Genomic DNA, 15,827 nt, shown 5'->3' on the forward strand with positions numbered 1-15,827 from the left:
GGACGTAACAATGGACGACCAATTGAAACAGAGCGCATTGGATTTCCACCAATTTCCGGTACCAGGGAAAATTCAGGTATCGCCGACCAAGCCGCTGGCGACTCAGCGCGATCTGGCCTTGGCTTACTCTCCCGGCGTCGCCGCGCCATGTCTTGAGATCGCCGAGGATCCGCTGGCGGCGTACAAGTATACGGCGCGCGGTAATCTGGTGGCGGTGATATCGAATGGCACCGCCGTGCTGGGTCTTGGCAACATCGGCGCGCTGGCCGGCAAGCCGGTGATGGAGGGGAAGGGCGTTCTGTTCAAGAAATTCTCCGGTATTGATGTATTCGATATTGAGGTGGATGAGCTGGATCCGGATAAATTGATCGATGTTGTCGCGGCGCTGGAACCGACGTTTGGCGGTATCAATCTGGAAGACATCAAGGCGCCTGAATGTTTCTACATTGAGAAAAAGCTGCGCGAGCGGATGAAGATCCCGGTATTTCATGACGATCAGCACGGCACCGCCATCATCTGTACCGCCGCGGTGCTGAACGGTCTGCGCGTGGTGGAGAAGAATATCGCCGATGTGCGTCTGGTGGTTTCCGGCGCCGGCGCGGCGTCCATCGCCTGTCTGAATCTGCTGGTGGCGCTGGGCCTTCAGAAACGCAACATCGTCGTCTGTGATTCGCGCGGGGTGATTTATCAGGGCCGTGATGAAAATATGGAAGAAACCAAAGCGGCCTACGCGGTTGAGGATAACGGCGCGCGTAAGCTGGCGGACGTCATTCCCGATGCCGATATTTTCCTCGGCTGTTCCGGCCCCGGCGTGTTGACGCCTGAGATGGTGAAAACCATGGCGCCGCGTCCGCTGATTCTGGCGCTGGCCAACCCCGAGCCGGAAATTCTGCCGCCGCTGGCGAAAGAAGTGCGCCCGGACGCCATCATCTGCACCGGTCGTTCCGATTATCCGAATCAGGTGAACAACGTGCTGTGCTTCCCGTTCATCTTCCGCGGGGCGCTGGATGTCGGCGCCACCACCATCAATGAAGAGATGAAGCTGGCCTGTGTGCATGCCATCGCCAACCTGGCGCTGGCGGAGCAGAGCGAAGTGGTGGCGTCCGCCTATGGCGATCAGGATCTGTCGTTCGGGCCGGAGTATCTGATCCCGAAACCGTTCGACCCGCGGCTGATTATCAAAATCGCGCCGGCGGTGGCGAAAGCGGCGATGGAGTCAGGCGTGGCGACGCGGCCGATTGAGGATTTCGACGCCTATATCGAGAAGCTGACCCAGTTCGTCTATAAAACCAATCTGTTTATGAAACCGATTTTCTCCCAGGCGCGTCAGCAGCCGCGCCGCGTGGTGCTGGCCGAGGGGGAAGATCCGCGCGTGCTGCATGCGACGCAGGAGCTGGTGACGCTGGGGCTGGCCTTCCCGATATTGATCGGCCGTCCGAACGTCATCGAGATGCGTCTGCAAAAGCTGGGGTTGCAGTTGACCATCGGTAAAGATTTTGAAGTGGTGAATAACGAATCCGACCCGCGCTTCAAAGAATACTGGGGCGAGTATTTCGAAATAATGAAACGCCGCGGCGTGTCGCAGGAAAAAGCGCAGCGCGAGGTGATCGGCAATCCAACCCTGATTGGCGCCATCATGGTATTGCGCGGCGAAGCGGATGCGCTGATTTGCGGCACCATCGGTACCTACGAAGAGCATTTCGACGTGGTGGAGAGAGTGTTCGGCTACCGCGAGGGCGTGCATGTGGCCGGCGCGATGAATGCGTTGCTGTTGCCGAGCGGGAATACGTTTATCGCCGACACCTACGTCAACGCCGATCCGACGCCGGAGCAACTGGCTGAAATTGCCCTGATGGCGGCGGAAACCGTGCGTCGTTTCGGCATTGAGCCGAAGGTCGCCCTGTTGTCGCATTCGAGCTTCGGCACTTCCGATTCGCTCACCGCACAGAAGATGCGCGCCACGCTGGCGCTGGTGAATAAACTGGCGCCGGAACTGGAAATTGACGGCGAGATGCACGGCGACGCCGCGCTGGTGGAAGCGATCCGCCGCGAGCAGATGCCGGACAGTCCGCTGAAAGGATCGGCCAATATCCTGATTATGCCGAATATGGAAGCGGCGCGTATCAGCTATAACCTGCTGCGCGTATCGTCCTCGGAAGGCGTGACGGTCGGGCCGGTGCTGATGGGGGTATCCAAACCGGTGCATATCCTGACGCCTATCGCCTCGGTGCGCCGTATCGTCAACATGGTGGCGCTGGCGGTGGTGGAAGCGCAGACTCAGCCGCTGTAATCTGCCTGAGCTAAAAAAGCCCGCGGGAGTACGCGCTCCGGCGGGCTTTTTTTATCTTGCCTTAGGTGGTTTGCCGCAGCCATTTGTCCAGTTCGTTGGCGAACTGCTGGCGATCGCGTTGATTGAGGGTCGCCGGCCCGCCGGTCTGGATGCCGCTGGCGCGCATGGTATCCATAAAATCGCGCATGTTCAGCCGTTCGCGGATGGTGTCCGGCGTATAGCGTTCACCGCGCGGATTGAGCGCCACCGCGCCTTTTTCGATCACTTCCGCCGCCAGCGGGATATCGCTGGTGACCACCAGATCGCCGGTTTCAACCCGGCGCACAATCTCGTTGTCCGCGACATCAAAGCCGGCGGCGACGCGCAGGGTACGAATAAAGCGTGACGGCGGCACCTTCAGCGACTGGTTGGCGACCAGCGTGGTCAGGGTGGCGGTGCGATCCGCCGCGCGAAACAATACCTCTTTAATGACGTTCGGACAGGCATCGGCGTCGACCCAAATCTGCATTATTGGCTTACTCCTGTTGCGGTTTCTGCGCGGTTATTATCGTTCAGCCAGTCTCTGACGGGTAAAAAATCGCGGTACAGCGCGGCTTCCGGGCTGTCTGGTTCAGGTTGATATTGATATTCCCAGCGGGCCAGCGGCGGCATCGACATTAAAATGGATTCGGTGCGTCCGCCGCTTTGCAGCCCGAACAGCGTTCCGCGATCCCATACCAGGTTGAATTCGACATAGCGTCCGCGCCGGTAGAGCTGAAATTCGCGCTCGCGCTCGCCCCACGGCAGCGCCTTGCGTTTTTCGACGATCGGCAGATAAGCCGCCAGAAATCCTTCGCCGACCGCCCGGGTAAAATCAAAACAGGTGGCGAAATCCGGCGTATTCAGATCGTCAAAGAATAATCCGCCGATGCCGCGCGCCTCATTGCGGTGTTTGAGATAAAAATAGTCATCGCACCATTTCTTATAGCGCGGATAAACATCGGCGCCGAAAGGACGGCACAGATCGTGGGCGGTCTGGTGCCAATGCACAGCGTCTTCCTCGAAGCCATAAACCGGCGTCAGATCGAAGCCGCCGCCGAACCACCATACCGGCTCTTCGCCCGGTTTTTCGGCAATGAAAAAGCGCACGTTGGCGTGGCTGGTGGGAACATAAGGGTTTCGCGGATGAATAACCAGCGATACGCCCAGCGCCTGATAGCTGCGTCCCGCCAGTTCCGGACGATGAGCGCTGGCCGATGGCGGCAATGAATGGCCCGCGACATGAGAAAAATTGACGCCGGCGCGTTCGAAGACGCCGCCGTCGGACAAGACGCGGCTGCATCCGCCGCCGCCCTGCGCGCGCTGCCAGATATCTTCATCAAAGTTCGCGGCGCCGTCCGCGGCGGCAAGCTGTCGGCAGAGCTCGTCCTGCAACGTGCGCAGAAAGGATGTTACCGCCTGAATGTTCGGCATAGGCTAACGTCTCGTGTCCTGGATCGCTAAAGGCGCTAAGTATAACGATTATTGCCGCGTGTAATAAATACTATCCCCGTCGCTGAACTTGTCGGGGGATTTCCATGGCCTGGGCGCAATTTGATATTGCGTCTGACACAAATCACGCGATAATCAGAGCTTACCTAATTGCAACCTGGTCAATGTGATGGAAATCCGCATATTCCGGCAAGATGACTTTGAAGAAGTGATCACTCTTTGGGAACGCTGCGATTTGCTGCGCCCGTGGAACGATCCTGAAATGGATATTGAGCGTAAGCTGAATCACGATCCCGATCTGTTTCTAATCGCTGAAGTCGGCGGTGAAGTGGTGGGGTCGGTCATGGGCGGCTACGACGGTCACCGCGGCTCGGCTTATTACCTTGGCGTTCATCCGGATTTTCGAGGCAGAGGTATCGCTAATGCGTTGATCAGCCGCCTGGAAAAGAAACTTATCGCCCGCGGCTGCCCCAAAATTCATCTGATGGTGCGTGAGGATAACGACGCGGTGATCGGCATGTATGAAAAACTCGACTATGAGATGGTCGACAGCGTCACGCTGGGAAAACGGCTGATTGAGGATCAGGAATACTGATCCGCCGTCTGGCGTCATCCGCTTCACGCCCTGTGACGTCAGGCTCGTCATTGCCGGGTCTGTCCGTCTGAGCGACGCATCGCCATCGGCGTCCGATTTCTTCCCCGTTTTACGGCACTTTCCTTCGACCCTATACTCAAACTCAAATCGGGTGATGGCGGCTACTGATTCAGCCCGTTCAATATTGAAGGAGTTAATGTAATGAAATTTCGCCCACTATTATTGGTTTTTCCGTTATTGCTGACCGGGTGCGGCAGCCTGTCTCATTTTTCCTGGTCCAGCCTGTCGCCGTTTAACTGGTTTGGCCGTTCAATCCAGGTAACGGACAGCGGCGTCGGCGGCATTAATGCCGGTACGCCGCTATCGGAATCCGTTTTACAGGCGGCGCTGAATAATGACTATCGCCTGCGTAGCGGCATGGGCTCGAGCAACGGACAACTGGTGGCGTTCTATCAGGCATTGGATGGTAATGACGTGAAGCTGATTATCAGCGGCGAACCTAAAAGCCATGTCCGGAAAGTGGAAGTGATGGATGCGGCGATTGACAGCGAGTGGGGGGTTAAAATCGGCGATACGTTCGATTCATCCTACAGCAAGGCATTTGGCGCCTGCCAATTGGGGCAAGGGGATGATGCTCAAAGCGTTGAGTGTGTCGCGCCGCAGAGCAAACATGTCAGCTATCTGTTTTCCGGCGAGTGGCGCGGACCGGAAGGCCTGATGCCTTCCGACGATATTCTCAAGAGCTGGCGGGTCAGTAAGATCGTCTGGCATGCGCAGGCTCGCGACTGATCGCCGCCTCTTTTTCGCCGATATAAAAGGGATTTAGTCATGATGGGGATTAAGGCGACGCCGATCTTTTATTTCTGGGGGATGATGGATCTTGCCTATGTCGTTCGCTTTCTATGGCTGAATTTTTCGCATCAAAGAATACCGATTTACGATGATACGCTTGCCTTTTTGTCGAATCGCCCTGTTTTGGGCGTTTATGGCGATCTGTTTTTCATACTATCGCTGTGCTTAACGCTTTCCCTTCCCGTATCGGCCTGGCTTTTTTTACGTCAGCGTCGGTGCGCCATCACGCTGGCGTACCTGCAAACGCCGGTCAGGTTGCTGACGGTAACGCCTTCCCTGTCTTTTATTCCCTGGTTGATTGGCATCATCGGCGTTCAACACGCGCTGTTGAACCTCGGATTGCTGTTATGTTCTGAGATAGCCAAAGTGCTGAGCTTGCGCTTTATTCGCGTCGATAGACAAAAAAACGCGGTTTCATAACAAATCTGCATTTTCCTTGTGGTTGATATTCAAATACCTTCTCAATATCTCCCGCCATGTTTAACGCGATAAACCCGGCGTTGGTGATGATTTTGCGCTTAAGCAAAGTAAAACCCTGATTTCTTCCGGTATGATAGTCCGGCCGCGCATAGTGCATGGCAAACAAGAATAAAGAAGCATGCTTAGATTGAGGAAGCAAAGATGACACAAGTTCAGAGCGGTATTTTATTGGAGCACCGCCGTTTTGCCATTTATATGGAAGCCATGATCCAGGGGGAGTTTGATGCCATCCGGCAGGGATGCAAAAAGTTTTGCCAGGCGTTGTCCGAGCTGCAACAGCAGTTTCCCGATGCCGGCCTGGGCGCGGTGCTCGCCTTTGGTTCTGACGTATGGCGCGATCTGGATTGCCAGAATTCCGCGCAGGAGCTCAAACCGTTTACGCCGTTAGGCAAAGGACTGGCGCCGGCAACCCAACGCGATTTGCTGATCCATATTCATTCATTACGACAGGATGTGAATTTCAGTCTGGCGCAGGCCGCGCTGGCCGCCTTTGGCAGCGCCATTCATGTGGAAGAGGAAATTCACGGCTTCCGCTGGGTTGAGGATCGTGATTTGAGCGGTTTTGTGGATGGCACCGAGAATCCGCAGGGCGACGCCCGTCACGATGTGGCGATCATTCCAGAGGGTCAGCCGGATGCCGGCGGCAGCTATGTTTTGACCCAGCGTTGGGAACATAATCTGAAGCAGTGGCAGCGCTTTAGCGTTGAACAGCAACAGCAGATGATTGGCCGCACCAAACAGGACAGCGAAGAACTGCCGCCCGAACAGCGTCCGGTGACGTCGCACGTCAGCCGCGTTGATTTAAAAGAAGACGGCAAGGGGCTGAAAATCCTGCGTCAAAGCCTGCCTTACGGCACGGCCAGCGGTAAGCACGGACTTTACTTTATTGCCTACTGCGCTCGTCTGCATAACATCGAGCAGCAGTTGCTGAGCATGTTCGGCGACCTGGACGGCAAGCGTGACGAGATGCTGCGTTTTACCCGTGCGGTGAGCGGCAGCTACTTCTTCGCGCCGTCGCTGGATCGCTTGCTGGCGCTGTAATTCCTGACTGAGGAATCCCCAGGGTAAGGCGTATCTGTAAGCACGGTGAAAGTTTCGTGCGCACTGACCTCAGCCGATTTCTGCCACCGTTGCAGCACGCGCCCGACACGAGGCGGCTCAGTCGCCGCCGCCCCGTGACCCCGGGCTTTTCGCGCAAATCGCGTCGCTATGCGATGCCTTCGGCGTTCGTGACCGCTGGTCGGGCCGCCATTGACGCGCTCCCGGCGCGGCACTGGCTTTCGCGGCTTCCCTGCCGCTCACCCGGCGGTCACGCTCACCTCAGCGCGATTTTTTACGCGAAGGAAAACCTTTAAAAAACCACATCCTGCCAGCTAAGACGATTTATCACACAATACTTAATTATTTTCTGGGGATTCCAGCTTTCCGGCTATTTATGATGGCGGGCTATCCCTGCCCGCCACCCTTCGGGCCGCCGCAAGCGACGTTAAAAATTGCTCCCGGCAATTTTTTATGGCGGGCTATCCCTGCCCGCCACCCTCCGGGCCGTCGTAAACGACGTTAAAAATTGCTCCCGGCAATTTTTTATGCGTTTCGATGCTTAAAAATCCCGAAATATTCTATATAAATTGCCTGGCCCGACCCCAACCTGCACATACACTGGTCTCTTAATAAGCATTCCCGACAATAACTCTGGCAGGAAAAAGTGATGAATAAAAAACCGATAACAAACTGGTTGGTAAAGGGTTCCCTGGCGCTGTCATTACTGTTGGGCGGGCAGGGATATGTCTCCGCCACCGAGATTTTAAACAGTTCCTATGATGTTTCCCGCGAGCTGTTCGCCGCGTTAAATCCGGGGTTTGAAAAGCAGTGGCTGGCGCAGCACCCGAACGATCCGCTGACCATCAAGCAATCCCATGCCGGCTCCTCCAGACAGGCGCTGGCTATTCTGCAAGGACTAAAAGCGGATGTGGTCACTTACAATCAGGTGACGGACGTGCAGATCCTGCACGATCGCGGGCAGTTAATCCCCGCCGACTGGCAGAGCCGCTTACCGAATAACAGTTCTCCGTTCTACTCGACCATGGCTTTTCTGGTGCGCAAAGGCAATCCGAAAGGGATCCATGACTGGAGCGATCTGGTGCGCGACGACGTTAAGCTGATTTTCCCCAACCCCAAAACGTCCGGCAACGCCCGTTACACCTATCTGGCGGCCTGGGGCGCCGCCAGTCGGGCCAACGGCGGGGATGAGGCGAAAACCCGCGACTGGATAAAACGTTTCCTGGCCAATGTGGCGGTGTTTGATACCGGCGGCCGCGGCGCGACCACTACCTTTGTCGAGCGTCAGCTCGGCGATGTGCTGATCAGCTTTGAGTCGGAGGTGAATAATATTCGCCAGCAGTACGGCGCGGAGAACTATGAGGTCATTGTGCCGAAGGTGAATGTGCGGGCCGAATTCCCGGTCGCCTGGATCGACAAGAACGTCGCCGGCAATGGCACCGAACAGGCGGCCAGGGAATATTTGCATTATCTCTACAGCCCGGAGGCGCAGCAGGTCATCGCCGATTTTTACTACCGCGTGAACAACCCGGCGCTGATGCAAACGCTGCAATCCCGCTTCCCCGCTACCGAATTGTTCCAGGTGGAAGAGCAGTTCGGCCCCTGGCCGCAGGTGATGAAAACCCATTTTGAAACCGGCGGCGAGCTGGATAAATTGCTGGCGGCCGGTCGTCAATAATGCTTTCCGTCGCGAGTCAGCGGGTGCTGCCGGGATTTGCGTTGAGTCTGGGCAGCAGTTTGCTGTTTATCTGTTTGATTCTGCTATTGCCGCTGAGCGCGCTGGCGATGCAACTGGCGGATATGAGCTGGGCGCAGTACTGGGCGGTGATCTCCTATCCGCAGGTTGTCGCCGCCTATAAAGTGACTTTATTGTCGGCGGGGGTCGCCACGCTGTTTAACGCCGGGTTCGGCCTGCTGATGGCCTGGATCCTGACGCGTTATCGCTTTCCCGGCCGCGCGCTGCTGGACGGCCTGATGGATTTGCCCTTTGCGCTGCCTACCGCCGTGGCCGGGCTGACGCTGGCCGCGCTGTTTTCAACCACTGGCTGGTATGGAGCCTGGCTGGCGGAATACGGCATCAAGGTCTCCTATACCTGGCTGGGGATTACGGTGGCGATGGCGTTCACCAGCATTCCTTTCGTGGTGCGCACCGTGCAGCCGGTGCTGGAGGATCTCGGGCCGGAATATGAAGAGGCGGCGCAAACGCTGGGGGCGAATCGCTGGCAGTGCTTTCGCTACGTGATTCTACCGGAGCTGACCCCGGCGTTATTAACCGGCACCGCGTTGTCGCTGGCCCGCAGTCTGGGGGAGTTCGGCGCCGTCATTTTTATTGCCGGCAATATGGCCTGGCAAACGGAGGTGATCTCCCTGATGATTTTTATGCGTCTTCAGGAGTTTGATTTTCCAGCCGCCAGTGCGATTGCCTCCGTGGTGTTGGCCGCTTCTTTGCTGTTATTATTCGCCATCAACGTGGTGCAAAGCCGTTTTGGCCAGCGAACCCGGAGCGTTTAATGGCCGATCCTTTTACCGAGACTCAGCAACCGAAGCATCCTGTCCGCCCGTCGCGCAACTGGGGGAAATGGGCGTTGATTACGCTGGGGGTGATATTATCGCTGATTATGCTGGTCATTCCGCTGGTCTCGATTTTTGCCGCAGCGTTCTCGCAGGGGTTCGGCGGCGTATGGCGTAACCTGAGCGATCCCGACATGCTGCATGCGATAGGCCTCACGCTGCTGGTGGTGGCGATCGCCGTGCCGGTCAATCTGGTATTCGGCACGCTGATGGCCTGGCTGGTGACGCGTTTTCAGTTTCCGGGGCGGCAGTTGCTGCTGACGCTGATCGACATCCCCTTCGCCGTTTCGCCGGTGGTGGCCGGCCTGCTGTATCTGCTATTTTACAGCACCAACGGGGCGGTCGGCGGCTGGCTGGATGCGCATGGGGTGCAACTGATGTTCGCCTGGCCGGGTATCGTTCTGGTCACCATCTTTGTCACCTGCCCGTTTATGGTCAGGGAACTGGTGCCGGTGATGATGAATCAGGGCAGTCAGGAGGAGGAAGCCGCCGTGCTGCTCGGCGCGTCGGGCTGGCAAATGTTCTGCAAAGTGACGCTGCCGAATATCCGCTGGGCGCTGCTGTATGGCGTGGTATTGACCAATGCGCGGGCGATCGGCGAATTCGGCGCGGTGTCGGTGGTTTCGGGCGCGATCCGCGGCGAAACCTACACCTTGCCGTTGCAGGTGGAACTGCTGCATCAGGACTATAACACCGTCGGCGCCTTTACCGCCGCGGCGTTACTCACGGTGATGGCGATACTGACGCTGTTCGTCAAAAGCGCGTTACAGTGGCGCGTCGCCCGGCAACTGGCGCGCGGGCGGGAACATCATCCGCCCGATCAACATTAACGTTTTACCGCTTCCATCGTACATCGTCGATGATGGAATTTTTTAGGATTTAATCGTGACAACGCTTGAACATTGTATTGGCAATACGCCGCTGGTGAAATTGCAGCGCTTGACGCAGGGAACGGACAGCGAAGTGTGGCTGAAACTGGAAGGGAACAATCCGGCCGGATCGGTTAAAGATCGCGCGGCGTTATCCATGATTCAGCAGGCGGAGCGCCGTGGCGATATCGCGCCCGGCGATCGATTGATCGAAGCGACCAGCGGCAATACCGGTATCGCGCTGGCGATGATCGCCGCGGTTAAAGGCTATCGTTTGCGTCTGTTGATGCCGGAAAATATGAGTCAGGAACGGCAGGCCGCGATGCGCGCTTACGGCGCCGAGCTGATTCTGGTCAGCCGGCAGTCAGGGATGGAAGGCGCGCGCGATTTAGCCCGCCAGATGGCGCTGTCGGGCGAGGGGAAAGTTCTCGATCAGTTTAACAACCCGGATAACTCGCTCGCCCACTTTTTGACCACCGGCCCGGAAATCTGGCGGCAAACGTCAGGGAAATTAACCCATTTCGTTTCCAGTATGGGTACCACCGGCACCATTTCCGGCGTCAGCCGCTATCTGAAAGCACAGCGCGACGACATCGTTACGGTAGGGCTACAGCCCGCCGAAGGCAGCCATATTCCCGGCATTCGCCGTTGGGCGGCGGAATATATGCCGGGTATTTTCGATGCGGATGTGGTCGATCGCATCATGGATATTTCACAGCAGGAAGCGGAAGACACCTTATGCCGCCTGGCTCGGCAGGAAGGCATTTTCTGCGGCGTCAGCTCCGGCGGCGCAGTGTCGGGCGCGTTGCGTATCGCGGCGGAAAACCCCGGCAGCGTGATTGTGACGATCGCCTGCGATCGGGGCGACCGCTATTTATCGACCGGCGTATTCGAGTAGGCGTCGTAGACGTCAATCGCGCGCTGAAAATTCAACATTCGGCGTCACCGTAATCCAGTCTTCAACGTACCGTGCCGGCCTTTTCCTGAACGAGTACCCGCCGTCACGATCCATGTATAGCGGGGAGCTAAACGGTTAATCTACGCTGTGTATGGAAAAGCAGCGGCGATCTTTATACCCTTCATCTTGAAATTTATCGGATACGGTAAATGAAGGGTAAGAATTCTGTAAATCCGGCTGCCAAGATTGATGCCAGGCCTGAGAATGCACGATACATCCGCGAATGGGGACAGAGATGAAAATTTTACTGGTCGATGATGACGTAGAACTGGGGAATATGCTTTGCGAATACCTGAATGCTGAAGGGTTTGCTACATCAAGGGTACTGACCGGCAAAGAAGGCATTGATGGCGCGATGTCAGGGGAATATACCGCGATCATCCTGGATATTATGCTGCCCGACATGAGCGGTATCGATGTATTGCGTCAGATCAGAAAGAACCAAAAGCTGCCGGTGATTATGCTGACGGCGAAAGGCGATAATATCGACCGCGTTATCGGGCTGGAAATGGGCGCCGATGACTATATGCCGAAGCCATGCTATCCGCGGGAACTGGTCGCTCGTCTCAGGGCGGTGCTGCGTCGTTACGACGATCGGCCGAGCAAACAACAGGACGATAGCGTCGCCGCCTATGGCGATCTGGTGCTTAATCCGGCAACCCGCAGCAGCGAGTGGAAAGGGCAGGCATTCGATCTCACCGCCTCCGAGTTTAACTTGCTGGAGTTGCTGTTACGGGCGCCGGAACGGGTTGTTTCCAAAGACGAGCTGTCGGAAAAGTGCCTGGGGCGTCGGCGTGAGGCCTACGACCGCAGCGTGGATGTACACATCAGCAATATTCGCCAGAAACTCGGCGCGTTGGAGGGGAATACGATGACCATCGAAACCGTGCGCAGCGTGGGATACCGGATTCGTTGATGATGATACGCGGACGGCTTTTCTGGAAAATATTGCTGGGGTTCTGGCTGACGTTTATCATCATCTCGCAGCTGTTATGGCTGGCGTTTTCTTTGTACGGTCAACCGCATAAATCCATGGAGGAGACGGCAGTTACGCATGTCGCCGCCATGCAGTCGGGCATTGCGTTGGCCGTGTTGCAGCATGGCGGTTTAGCGGAGTGGCAGGCCGTGATGGCGCAATGGCCTGAAAAGGACAGGCGTTATATTGCGGTCACCTCCTCATCGCAGCCCTTATCCGAGCAGGACATGGGGCATCATCCTCAGTCTGGCTCAAATCCAGGCGATCAACCAAAGCCCGGAAAGGGGCTTGAGCTCTCTCCCGAGTCCGATGAGTTTGCGCCGGCCAGTATGCTCAGGCAGGTTCAGGGGCCGCAGGGCGAGTGGTATCAGGTTCGCTACGATACCAGCCGGTTGCGTAGCGAGTTTCGTCCTCCCGCCAGGCCGCGGGAGATCCTCAATGTACCTATGCCTTTGTTTTTGATCGGCGGTTTTTGCGGATTGCTTTTCAGTTGGCTGTTGGCCTGGAACCTGGCCCGACCGCTTGATCAACTGCGTGCGGGGTTTGGCCGCGTGGCTCAAGGCGATCTCACCGTGCGCCTGTTGCCGTTGATGCGCAAGCGTCATGATGAAATCAGCGAAGTCGCGCGTGACTTTGACTCGATGGTCGAGCGGCTGGATATACTCGTCAGTACCAGAGAGCAGTTATTGCATGATGTGTCGCATGAACTGCGATCGCCTCTGGCGCGATTACAGTTGGCGATAGGGCTGGCTCATCAGAACACCGATAATACGGAAAGTTCGCTGTTGCGGATAGAACGTGAAGCGGCCCGCATGGACAAGATGATTGGCGAACTGCTGGCGTTATCGCGTACCCAGAACGCCGGCATGGACGAAGAGTATTTCGATTTACTGGGGCTGGTGAAAGCCGTGGTCAACGATGCGCGTTATGAAGCGCAGATCCCCGGGGTTGATATCCTGTTTGAGGCGGATGAAAATCTGGATCACACGGTGAAAGGGAATGCGGAACTGATGCGCAGGGCGATCGATAATATCGTCCGTAATGCGCTGCGTTTTTCTTCCCGGGCGCAGAAGGTTAATGTTTCGCTGAAGGGCGACGAAAGCGAATGGACGATACGTGTCGCCGATCAGGGGCCGGGCGTGGATAAAAGTAAGCTATCCAGTATCTTTGATCCCTTTGTCCGCATCGAATCACCGGTTTCTGGTAAAGGATACGGTCTGGGATTGGCCATCGCCCGTAAAGTCGTATTGGCCCACGGCGGACGCATTGAAGCGGAAAATGGCGCGCAGGGCGGATTGACTATCTGCCTGTGCATTCCCCGTTGGCAGTAAAATAACGCCGAACGCCATCCCGTAAAAATAAAAACGGCGCCAATCAGGGCGCCGTTTTCAAATCATCAATGACGATGTGATTTATTTCTTGATACGGATAACCGGCGTTTCACCAACGACAACGGTGCCGCTCAGTTTAACCAGGTCTTTGATTTCATCCATATTGGAGATAACCACCGGCGTCAACGTAGACTTGGCTTTTTCTTCCAACAGCGGCAGGTCAAACTCAATGATGAGATCGCCTTTCTTCACACGCTGGCCTTCTTCAGCAATACGCTTGAAACCTTCGCCCTTCAGTTCGACGGTGTCGATACCAAAGTGAACGAACAATTCAATACCACTATCAGACTCGATAGAAAAAGCATGGTTGGTTTCAAAAATTTTGCCGATAGTGCCATCTACCGGAGCGACGATTTTGTTGCCCGTAGGTTTAATAGCGATACCGTCACCGACGATCTTCTCAGCAAACACGACATCAGGAACATCTTCAATATTGACGATTTCGCCAGACAGCGGCGCAATGATTTCGATGCTGCCGGTGTCTTTCTTATCATCAGAAACCAGAGATTTCAATTTATCAAACAAACCCATGATCTTCTCCTAAGCGTTAATATTGGGCCAGCGTCAGTATAGCGGACTCAGCAGAGCGTTTTTTCTTTAATAAAGCGGCTCACCAAGTTGCTCAACTCTTGTGCCGTTGGTTGGGCTAACGCCTGTTCCGCCAGCGCCTTCGCATCTTCGTAATTTGCATTACGGATAATTTTCTTGATGCGTGGGATAGAGATGGCACTCATACTGAATTCGTCCAGACCCATTCCCAATAACAGTAGTGTAGCACGTTCGTCACCAGCGAGCTCACCACACATTCCTGTCCACTTACCTTCGGCATGGGATGCGTCAATCACCTGTTTAATCAGGGTCAATACTGCTGGGGACATCGGGTTATAGAGATGAGAGATCAGCTCATTACCCCGATCAACTGCCAGAGTATACTGGGTTAAATCGTTTGTCCCAATACTAAAGAAGTCAACTTCCTTCGCTAAATGGTGAGCAATGGTCGCCGCCGCCGGCGTTTCAACCATTACACCCACTTCAATGGATTCGTCGAATGCTTTGCCTTCTTCCCGCAACTGGCCTTTCAGCATTTCCAGTTCCGCTTTCAGCGCCTGTACTTCTTCGACGGAGATGATCATCGGGAACATGATGCGCAGCTTGCCGAATACGGACGCCCGCAGGATTGCGCGCAGCTGGGCATGAAGAATTTCTTTACGATCCAGACAGATACGAATAGCGCGCCAGCCGAGGAATGGGTTCTCTTCTTTCGGCAGGTTCATGTACGGCAGGTCTTTGTCGCCGCCGATATCCATGGTGCGCACGATAACGGCCTGGGCGCCAACGGCTTCAGCAACGGCTTTATAAGCCTGGAACTGCTCTTCTTCGGTCGGCAGGGAGTCGCGATCCATAAACAGGAATTCGGTACGATACAGACCAACGCCTTCCGCGCCATTGCGTTCCGCGCCGGCGACATCGCGTACGGTGCCGATATTGGCGCACACTTCCACCTGATGACCGTCCAGCGTGATGGCCGGCAGATCCTTCAGTTTGGCAAGTTCATGCTTCTCTGTGTTGTATTGTTGCTGAACGGCCTTTAATTCGTCGATAACTTCAGCGGATGGATTCTGATAGATTTTGTTGTTGACCGCATCCAGAATCAGGAAGTCGCCGTTTTTAACTTGTTTGGTGGCATCCGTGGTGCCGACAATCGCCGGTAATTCCAGCGAGCGGGCCATGATGGAAGTGTGGGAAGTACGGCCGCCCAGGTCGGTAATGAAGCCCAGTACTTTATCCAGATTAAGCTGCGCGGTTTCCGACGGCGTCAGGTCGGCGGCGACCAGGATGACTTCGTCTTCGATATCGCCCAGATCGATAATCGTCATGCCAAGAATGTTTTTCAGCAGACGCTTGCCGATGTCGCGCATGTCCGCCGCACGTTCTTTCAGATATTCATCGTCAAGCTCTTCGAGCGCTTTTGCCTGATTCTCAATGACGGAATACGCGGCCGCGTCGGCAGAAGCATGCTCTTCTTTAATCAGGGCTATGATTTCCTGCTCGAACTCTTCATCTTCCAGCAACATGATGTGGCCTTCGAAGATGGCTTCTTTCTCTGCGCCAAGCGTTTTGCCCGCTTTGATCTTGATGGCTTCCAGCTGTTTAGCGGCCTTGGCCCTGCCAGTCAGAAAACGTTCAACTTCTTGCTCTACTTGATCCGCAGAGATTTTTTTCCGGTTGATGACTATTTCATCTTCTTTCAGCAAAAGTGCCTTACCAAAAGCGATACCCGGTGATACTAATATGCCTGAAATCATAACCCTACCT

15 protein-coding genes are annotated in these 15,827 nt (G+C 55.7%); 11 read left to right on the top strand and 4 right to left on the bottom strand.

The window, feature by feature from the left end:
- The first annotated feature begins 10 nt into the window (after window positions 1-10).
- Window positions 11-2,290 carry an NADP-dependent oxaloacetate-decarboxylating malate dehydrogenase gene (maeB, locus tag ABRZ26_RS18975; protein ID WP_319605685.1) on the top strand — a complete coding sequence of 760 codons (2,280 nt, stop codon included), beginning with the start codon at window positions 11-13 and terminating at the stop codon, window positions 2,288-2,290.
- A gap of 61 nt (window positions 2,291-2,351) precedes the next feature.
- Here maeB and ABRZ26_RS18980 read toward each other — a convergent pair whose 3' ends face one another.
- Together ABRZ26_RS18980 and hemF are read right to left on the bottom strand one after the other, a co-directional pair.
- Window positions 2,352-2,798, bottom strand: coding sequence for a YaiI/YqxD family protein (locus tag ABRZ26_RS18980; protein WP_319605686.1), 447 nt, complete (start codon window positions 2,796-2,798; stop codon window positions 2,352-2,354).
- Entirely contained in the window at window positions 2,798-3,742 is a 945-nt protein-coding gene (gene hemF, locus ABRZ26_RS18985) for an oxygen-dependent coproporphyrinogen oxidase (protein ID WP_319605687.1), read from the bottom strand. The genes ABRZ26_RS18980 and hemF overlap by 1 nt, the downstream gene beginning before the upstream one ends.
- Before the next feature lie 187 nt (window positions 3,743-3,929).
- On the opposite strand from hemF, the gene ABRZ26_RS18990 reads away from it, so the two are divergent.
- The 10 genes from ABRZ26_RS18990 to ABRZ26_RS19035 all read left to right on the top strand — a co-directional run bounded on the left by ABRZ26_RS18990 (window position 3,930) and on the right by ABRZ26_RS19035 (window position 13,451).
- The gene (locus ABRZ26_RS18990; protein ID WP_319605688.1) at window positions 3,930-4,355 is read left to right on the top strand and encodes a GNAT family acetyltransferase; all 426 of its coding nucleotides are present in this window, start codon (window positions 3,930-3,932) and stop codon (window positions 4,353-4,355) included.
- Between the two features lie 201 nt (window positions 4,356-4,556).
- Window positions 4,557-5,144, top strand: coding sequence for an RpoE-regulated lipoprotein (locus ABRZ26_RS18995; RefSeq protein WP_319605689.1), 588 nt, complete (start codon window positions 4,557-4,559; stop codon window positions 5,142-5,144).
- A gap of 39 nt (window positions 5,145-5,183) precedes the next feature.
- Window positions 5,184-5,627, top strand: coding sequence for an arginine:ornithine antiporter (locus tag ABRZ26_RS19000; protein WP_319605690.1), 444 nt, complete (start codon window positions 5,184-5,186; stop codon window positions 5,625-5,627).
- Window positions 5,628-5,828: 201 nt separating this feature from the next.
- Window positions 5,829-6,728 (top strand): Dyp-type peroxidase, encoded by a 900-nt coding sequence (locus ABRZ26_RS19005; protein WP_319605691.1) that lies wholly within the window; start codon window positions 5,829-5,831, stop codon window positions 6,726-6,728.
- Window positions 6,729-7,395: 667 nt separating this feature from the next.
- Window positions 7,396-8,424: a sulfate ABC transporter substrate-binding protein gene (locus tag ABRZ26_RS19010; RefSeq protein ID WP_319605692.1), complete on the top strand. Its 1,029-nt coding sequence runs from the start codon at window positions 7,396-7,398 to the stop codon at window positions 8,422-8,424.
- On the top strand, window positions 8,424-9,257 hold the full coding sequence (cysT, locus tag ABRZ26_RS19015) for a sulfate/thiosulfate ABC transporter permease CysT (RefSeq protein WP_319605693.1): 834 nt from the start codon (window positions 8,424-8,426) through the stop codon (window positions 9,255-9,257). The genes ABRZ26_RS19010 and cysT overlap by 1 nt, the downstream gene beginning before the upstream one ends.
- Window positions 9,257-10,147 carry a sulfate/thiosulfate ABC transporter permease CysW gene (cysW, locus tag ABRZ26_RS19020; RefSeq protein WP_319605694.1) on the top strand — a complete coding sequence of 297 codons (891 nt, stop codon included), beginning with the start codon at window positions 9,257-9,259 and terminating at the stop codon, window positions 10,145-10,147. Before cysT ends, cysW begins: the two co-directional genes overlap by 1 nt.
- Window positions 10,148-10,202: 55 nt before the next feature.
- Entirely contained in the window at window positions 10,203-11,084 is an 882-nt protein-coding gene (cysM, locus tag ABRZ26_RS19025; RefSeq protein WP_319605695.1) for a cysteine synthase CysM, read from the top strand.
- A gap of 295 nt (window positions 11,085-11,379) precedes the next feature.
- Window positions 11,380-12,060 carry a response regulator transcription factor gene (locus ABRZ26_RS19030; RefSeq protein ID WP_319605696.1) on the top strand — a complete coding sequence of 227 codons (681 nt, stop codon included), beginning with the start codon at window positions 11,380-11,382 and terminating at the stop codon, window positions 12,058-12,060.
- Window positions 12,060-13,451 carry an ATP-binding protein gene (locus tag ABRZ26_RS19035; RefSeq protein WP_319605697.1) on the top strand — a complete coding sequence of 464 codons (1,392 nt, stop codon included), beginning with the start codon at window positions 12,060-12,062 and terminating at the stop codon, window positions 13,449-13,451. Before ABRZ26_RS19030 ends, ABRZ26_RS19035 begins: the two co-directional genes overlap by 1 nt.
- Before the next feature lie 81 nt (window positions 13,452-13,532).
- Here the strand turns inward: ABRZ26_RS19035 and crr are convergent, their stop codons facing one another.
- Both crr and ptsI read right to left on the bottom strand, forming a co-directional pair.
- Window positions 13,533-14,042: a PTS glucose transporter subunit IIA gene (crr, locus tag ABRZ26_RS19040; RefSeq protein WP_319605698.1), complete on the bottom strand. Its 510-nt coding sequence runs from the start codon at window positions 14,040-14,042 to the stop codon at window positions 13,533-13,535.
- Between the two features lie 47 nt (window positions 14,043-14,089).
- Window positions 14,090-15,817 carry a phosphoenolpyruvate-protein phosphotransferase PtsI gene (gene ptsI / locus ABRZ26_RS19045; protein WP_319605699.1) on the bottom strand — a complete coding sequence of 576 codons (1,728 nt, stop codon included), beginning with the start codon at window positions 15,815-15,817 and terminating at the stop codon, window positions 14,090-14,092.
- Window positions 15,818-15,827: the final 10 nt, after the last annotated feature.

Source organism: Brenneria sp. L4-2C (genome assembly GCF_040240335.1).
In the GTDB taxonomy this organism is placed as follows: domain Bacteria; phylum Pseudomonadota; class Gammaproteobacteria; order Enterobacterales; family Enterobacteriaceae; genus Brenneria.